Genomic DNA, 6,442 nt, shown 5'->3' with positions numbered 1-6,442 from the left:
CCCCACCACAGGCCCGCCGAAGCCAGACAGATCCGCACCGCGGTCCCCTCCGACACACCCAACGACTCGTGCCCCAGGAACAGCGCCAGGTTCACCACCAGCACCAACGCACCCGCCGCATACCCGAACGCCCAACCCCGGGAGGACACCGCGTCCCGCTCGTGCGGCAACGCGATCTGCGGCAGGAACGCGTTGTAGACCACCATCCCCACCGCGAACGCCACATTCGCCACCACCAGCAGGAAGCCGCCCAACAGATAGCGGTCCCCCTCCAGGAAGAACATCGCCGTCGTCGCACCCGCACCCACGTACGCCGACACCGCGAGAATCGGCTTCTTGCGGCCACTGCGATCCGCCACCGCCCCCGCCAACGGCATCACCAGCACCGACAGCAACACCGAAGCCGACACCGCATACGCGAAGAAGGACCCGTCCCGCACCGGAATGCCCAACGGGTACACATAGCCGTTCTCGTCCGCCGCCGCCTTCGCGACCTCCGTCAGATACGGACCGAGGAAGACCGTCAGCACACTCGTGGAGAAAACCGAGTTCGCCCAGTCGTAGAAATACCAGCCCCGCTGCTCACGCCTGCGCTCCGCCGCATCACTCTGCGGCCCGCTCAGACCCACCGACTGCGAATCCACCCGCGGTCCCCTCCTCGTGCCGCACATCCCGGGGCGAAACCGTCAGCCACTCCAGGCCCCCCGCTCCCGAAGCACCGCACGAAGATCCTCCGTGCGGTCAGTCATGATGCCATCGACCCCCAGATCCAACAGCCGCCGCATCTGCCCCGGGTCATTCACCGTCCACACATGCACCTGCAGTCCCAGCCCGTGCGCCGCCGCCACGAACTGTCGGTCCACCACCCGCACCCCGCCGTGCCGCACCGGAACCTGCACACACACCGCACTGCGCCGCACCTCCGCGGGCAGCCCCCACGAACGCAGCCGCAGCGCCAGCACACCCCGCGACCCCAACGACGTCGCCAACCGGGGGCCCGCCAGTACCTGCGCCCGCGCCACCCGACCCTCGTCGAACGAGCCGACACACACCCGGTCCCACGCCTCCAGCCGCTCCAACTCCGCCAGCAGCGGAACAAGAGCCGCTTCCGACTTCACGTCCAGATTCCACCGCGCCCGCGGAAGCGCCTCCAACAACTCCCCGAGCAGCGGCACCGGCTCCCGACCTCCGACTCGCGCCCGCCGCACCTGCTCCCAGGTCAGGTCCGCGATCCGGCCGCTGCCATCGGTCACCCGGTCCAGCGTGGCGTCGTGGAGCGCCACCAGCCGCCCGTCAGCCGTACGACAGTCGCCGCCGGCTACGCCGCACTGCGCACCGGCGCCATGGGAGCGGTCTCCGCCATCTGCGGACTGCTCGCCGCCCGCGGCGAACGCATCGCCGTCGAACATCCCTCCTACGCCAACATCCTCCAACTCATGCGCGAAGCCGGCGCCCGACTGGTCCCGGTGCCCATGGCCGCCGACCACACCGGCTGGGACCTCCCCGCCTGGCAACGCACCCTGCGCGCCGCCGCCCCCCAGCTCGCCTACGTCATGGCTGACTTCCACAACCCCACCGGCGCCCTCGCCGACACCGGCCAACGCCGCGAACTGGTCACCGCCGCACGCACCGCCGGCACCCTCCTGGTCGTCGACGAAACCATGGTCGACCTCGCCCTGGACGAACCCACCGCCACCGCCATGCCCAGCCCGGTCGCCGCATTCGACCCCGCCGGATCCTCCGTGATCACCCTCGGCTCCGCCAGCAAAGCGGTCTGGGCCGGAATGCGCCTCGGCTGGGTCCGTGCCGCCCCGGACCTCATCCGCCGCCTCGCCGTCGCCCGCGGATCCGCCGACCTCGGCAGCCCCGTACTGGAACAACTGGCACTCACCCACCTGCTGCGCTCCGGCGAGTGGCACCAGGCGGTCGACGTCTGCCGCACCCGCGCCCGCAGCCACCGCGACGCACTGGTCACCGCCGTCCGCGAACAACTGCCGCAGTGGGAGTTCACCGTGCCCCACGGCGGACTGACCCTGTGGGCGCGCACCGGAGGCCTGTCCGGCTCACGCATCGCCGAAGTCGGCGAACGCCTCGGCGTACGAGTCCCCTCCGGCCCCCGCTTCGGAGTCGACGGGGCGTTCGAGGGCTACGTACGCCTGCCGTTCACCGTCTCCGGCGCCCAGGCCGTCGAAGCCGCCTCCCGCCTCGCCGCCGCCTCCCGCCTGGTAGCCGGTGGCGGTACCGCCACCACCGCAACACCCCCCGGCCTCGTCGTCTGACCAGCCCGCCCCGAAACCCACAGCGCCGACGCACACCTGCCTAGAAGGTGAAAGGCAACCCCACCACCCGGTGGTCGAAGAAGGCCGAGCCAAGACGCGGCTCCGCCGTGGAGCGCACCCCCGGCAGCCGACGCACCAACTCGCCCAGCAGCGCCCGCATCTCCTGCCGCGCCAGATGCGCACCCAGACAGTAGTGCGCGCCACCGCCCCCGAAGCCCAGATGCGGATTGGGCGAGCGACCGATGTCGAACCGCTCCGGCCGGTCGAAGATCCGCTCGTCGTGATTGGCCGAGCAGTAGAACAACGCCACCCGGTCGCCCGTACCGAGCTGCACACCACCAAGCGTGTACGGCCGCGCAACCGTCCTGCGGAATTGCGTGATCGGGACGCTGCAACGGATGATCTCCTCCACCGCCCCGTCGAGCATCCCCTCCGGATCGGCCCACAGCCGCGCCCGCTGCTCCGGGTGGGCAGTCAGCAGACACAGACCGTGCGCCAGCGCATTGCGCGTCGTCTCCACTCCTGCCACCAGCAACAACGAGAAGTAGGCACCCAGCTGGCGCCCCGTCAACGCCTCACCCCGCACGTCTGCCGTCACCAGCGAGGTGATCAAGTCGTCCGCCGGACGCCGTTGTCGCTCCCGCCCCAAAACCACCATGATGCGCTGCAACGAAGCCAGCGCCCGCAGTCCCTGCCCCGGGACTCGCGCCCACCGCCGCACCCCCTGGCGCTGCCCGGCCGAACGGGCAGCCACCTCCACCAGCGCCAGGATCCGCGGCCTCAACTCCACGGGCACGCCCATCATCGAGCAGATCACCGTGAACGGCATCGGCCCGGCGAGCGAGCTCACGAAATCCGCCGGCCGCTCCCGCTGCACCGCGTCGACCAGTGCACTCGCCGTGCTCCGTACATCTTCCTCGACTCGCGCAAGCAGCCGTGGCGTGAAGGATCGCGCCACCACACGGCGCAGCGCCGCGTGCTCGGGATCGTCCAGATTGACCATCGAGTCCCCGAAAGCCCACCGCACCCACCGCGGCGGCGGGGGAGCGGTGGCGCCCGGGGCGCTGCGGAAGACCTCACGGTTCCTGCTCGCCTCGGTGACCTCCGCGTGCCGCACCACCGCCCAGAACCCCCCGCCCGCCGAACCGTCCCGCACGAAAGTCGGTCCCTCTCGTTCCCGCAGCGCAGCGAACGTCAACTCCCTCTGACGCCAGGGGAGTTGCCAGAACTCGCGAGCGGCGAGGGCGGCAGCGGGATCGGCCGGTGCCGCGGGGATCAGCGTCACAGTCGGGCTCTCGGGAAGCAGGAACGGGGGTCCCGCATCCTGGTCGATGAACCGTGCCGGGCCAGGAGGCGGTCAGACGTTGGTCACAGGAGTCGCATCCGGCTCGTGCACGGCGGGAAGCAGACCCTCCACGGCCGTACGCAGCGCCGGCGCGGTAGCGGAATCCTGCGGGTCGGGCGTGTGGGGAACGACGATGCGATGTGTCGGCCCGTCACCCAGCCGAACATGACCCTGCCCCGGCTGAGCCGGCGCCGTGCCGAGAACGGGATTAATACGGTCACCGTCGACGGACCCCATCTGCCCCAGGACAACCTTCGCCCGGGTGCGGCTGCGAACCGTCGCGCTCAGCCCTTCCTCGGCCTCCGGCAGCTGGTCCGCCAGGGCCACCGTGACACGCGCGGCCCTGCCGTGCCGCAGCGGCGTCTCCAGCAGGTCCTGCGGATCGCAGTGCCCCTGGTCGTGGGCAAGATGACTGAGCAGCGTGGGTCGGTCCACGATCACCCACAGCGGCCTGCTCTGCGAGAGCTCCGCCGGCGTGTGCAACCGTCGCGAAGTTTCGTGCGCAGCCCACTGCAGAGCGGTGTGCGCACCAGTGGGCGAGGTTTCGACCGCCAGCACACCGGGACGACCACTCAAGAAGGAGTACGCGCCCTCACCCGTACCGTCGACGACGATCAGATCGCTGTGCGCAAGAGCCTGGAGCGCGAGCGACCGCAGAAGGTTCGATGTACCCGAGCCAGGAGGCCCCACCACCAGCAGGTGCGACTCAGTCGACGCCGGACCCGTGCGCCAGACCACCGGCGGCAACTCGCACTGTTGCCCGTCCACGATGACGGGCAGCCGCCGTGCGGTGGATTCTGGGTCGGTGAAACCGAGAACCGACTCCGTTGGAGCGGTGACGAAGCGCTGCGCGTCAACTGGATGCGGAAGTGCCGCGCGCACTGTCATGCGCAGCCGGTTGTGCTCCTCGTCCCAGTCGAAACGGTAGTCCCGGTCGCGCCCCGCCTTCGTCGCCAGTACCTGCTGGACCCGACCGCGGGCAGCGGCGTCGGTATCCGGAAAGTACGGCGGGTAACGCAGCTCCACATGCTCCAACCGCTCGTTCGGCGCGAACGCGTGGGCGACGAAGGCGTGGTCCCAAGTGCCGTCCGGTGTGTACAGCGGCTGCGGGTGAGGATCGTCCTCCGTGCAGAAGCACGGCGCCACGGCGTCGTAGAGAGCCTGCAGCCGGTCACACTGTTCGGCAGTCGGGCCCGCCGGCGCCTCCTCGGCAGCCTCTCGACCCGTCCACGCCGCCGCGCACATCAGTGCTCCCACAGCCAGCCACGGCCCGTACGGCGTCAAGGCGATCACCAACGCACAGGCAGCCCCGAGGAACACCGCCGGACCTCGACGATCCGACGGTGTGCGACCCCACCAGCCACGAGCCGAACGACTCAACCGCAACAACCCCCTCGCCACCACGAGAAGCGGCTGGAGCACATCGGTGACCCCGTCCGCCGCCGCCCCCAGCGCCCGGGTGAGTCGATGCGTACGGAGTGCCGGCAGCCAGGACATGGAGGCTCTCTTCCCGTATGAGCGAAGGTCAGATGTTCAGGCCGCTGAGGAGGTTGGCCAGCGTCGTTCCGCCGGCCTCGATACCCGGAGCGATGGCCGACTCGGCGAGGTAGAAGCCGAGCAGCGCGCACACCGCTGCATGCGACAGCTTCATGCCGTCCTTGCGGAAGAAGAGAAACGCGACGATGCCGAGGAGCAGGACACCGGAGACAGAGAGAACCACGAAGCACTCCCGGAGTGGATGCGGGCAGACTTGTCTCTCAGCTTCACAGAAGGTGCGAAAAGTTTGCTGTCAGCAGATGGGTGATTTATCCGTTTAGATGGGCTCTCTGTGCGTTGCTCGAAGTGATGAGAAGCAGACCGATCTCGATGGTCAATGGCGACGGTGAGAAGTTGGGGTGTTGGGCGCGTGAAGGACCGCCCGGGCGGTGGGAAGCAACTGCCTTTGCGCGGTGGCGAGTTGAGGTCGGTGTTGTGCGGGTGGGCGCACGGGAGTCGGCATGGGCTGTTCTGGAGAGTCGTCCTGGTGTGGCTGTTAATTGCTTGATTCTGGCGTCGTTTACGCGGTGGTGTCGGTGAGGCGCGTTTTTCGGTGGTGCCGGTTCTGGTGGGGAACGGGGAGAAGGGAGATGTGGTATTGCTTTCTTGCGGCGGTGTTTCGTGGCGTTCTGGGGGTGATTGGTTCGTGTTCCATCCGGGTCGGGAGCGCTGATTTCATGAGGTCTGCTGGTGGAAGTCAGGCTTATTTTGGGTGCAGCTGGTGCCGTAGAATTCTTGGATGCAGAAAAGTTGGGTACTAGTGTCAGGGTCGTTGGGCATAATATTTTTCGAGTAGTTCAGTTACGTCAAAATCGCTCTAGGTGAGTGATAGTTCAACTGGTCGAGTGCAGGTTGTTTTCTTTCCAGATCAGCCAATGAAATGGTACTGCTGTTACTGATTACCAACTCTCTTTTGGGTGAGCGGAGTTGGCCTCTTCCTATGGAGATCGGTGAATGAGTACAGCCGGGGGTAGGCGAAGATTGTAGTGGTTGATCAGAGTTATTCTGGTTCCGGGTCTGTGTTTATTCGAGGTTATCTGCGTGCCTCTGAGGGTAGGTTGGCGGAGTTTGGGTTCCTTGTGTTAGGAGGTAATGTGAGGCGACTGTTTCTGGTCGTACTCTGGTAAGTTGCGTCGGGTTTGATGCTGCTTCGGCAGACTTCCCTGACCCAGATACTCTGGTAGCCGGCTTCTTTTGTTTTGGCATTTTGGGTATTTTGCCACTAAAATCAGTAATTATCGGCGTAGTGATGTGTGAACAATTCCGGAGGAATTGTTCTGGA

5 protein-coding genes and 1 pseudogene are annotated in these 6,442 nt (G+C 67.2%); 1 reads left to right on the top strand and 5 read right to left on the bottom strand.

The window, feature by feature from the left end:
- Window positions 1-644, bottom strand: a 644-nt coding sequence (locus JGS22_RS20965) for an MFS transporter (RefSeq protein ID WP_308405833.1), incomplete at its 3' end; no start/stop codon positions are given.
- A gap of 42 nt (window positions 645-686) precedes the next feature.
- Entirely contained in the window at window positions 687-1,409 is a 723-nt protein-coding gene (locus tag JGS22_RS26490) for a glycerophosphodiester phosphodiesterase family protein (RefSeq protein ID WP_236074232.1), read from the bottom strand.
- Here JGS22_RS26490 and JGS22_RS26485 point away from each other — a divergent pair.
- Window positions 1,290-2,279 (top strand): annotated as a pseudogene (locus JGS22_RS26485) (aminotransferase-like domain-containing protein); the annotation flags it as partial. The gene JGS22_RS26490 and the pseudogene JGS22_RS26485 sit on opposite strands and share 120 nt — an antisense overlap.
- Window positions 2,280-2,319: 40 nt before the next feature.
- On the opposite strand, the gene JGS22_RS20950 reads toward JGS22_RS26485, so the two are convergent.
- From JGS22_RS20950 to JGS22_RS20940, 3 genes are all read right to left on the bottom strand, one after another.
- Complete coding sequence (locus JGS22_RS20950) at window positions 2,320-3,282, bottom strand: cytochrome P450 (protein WP_236074231.1); 963 nt, start codon at window positions 3,280-3,282, stop codon at window positions 2,320-2,322.
- Window positions 3,283-3,636: 354 nt separating this feature from the next.
- Complete coding sequence (locus JGS22_RS20945) at window positions 3,637-4,917, bottom strand: P-loop NTPase family protein (RefSeq protein WP_211043468.1); 1,281 nt, start codon at window positions 4,915-4,917, stop codon at window positions 3,637-3,639.
- Between the two features lie 232 nt (window positions 4,918-5,149).
- Window positions 5,150-5,344, bottom strand: a complete 195-nt coding sequence (locus JGS22_RS20940; RefSeq protein ID WP_211043470.1) for a hypothetical protein — start codon at window positions 5,342-5,344, stop codon at window positions 5,150-5,152.
- Window positions 5,345-6,442 lie beyond the last annotated feature (1,098 nt).

The sequence above is a fragment of the Streptomyces tardus genome (genome assembly GCF_018101125.2).
Taxonomy (GTDB): Bacteria; Actinomycetota; Actinomycetes; order Streptomycetales; family Streptomycetaceae; genus Streptomyces; species Streptomyces tardus.
This window is presented reverse-complemented; position numbering and strand designations above follow the sequence as displayed.

What these genes read in the sequence shown, in the direction of transcription:
- JGS22_RS26490 (WP_236074232.1), bottom strand. Translation starts at nt 1,409, where the DNA reads ATGTTCGACGGCGATGCGTTCGCCGCGGGCGGCGAGCAGTCCGCAGAT.
- JGS22_RS20950 (WP_236074231.1), bottom strand. Translation starts at nt 3,282, where the DNA reads ATGGTCAATCTGGACGATCCCGAGCACGCGGCGCTGCGCCGTGTGGTG.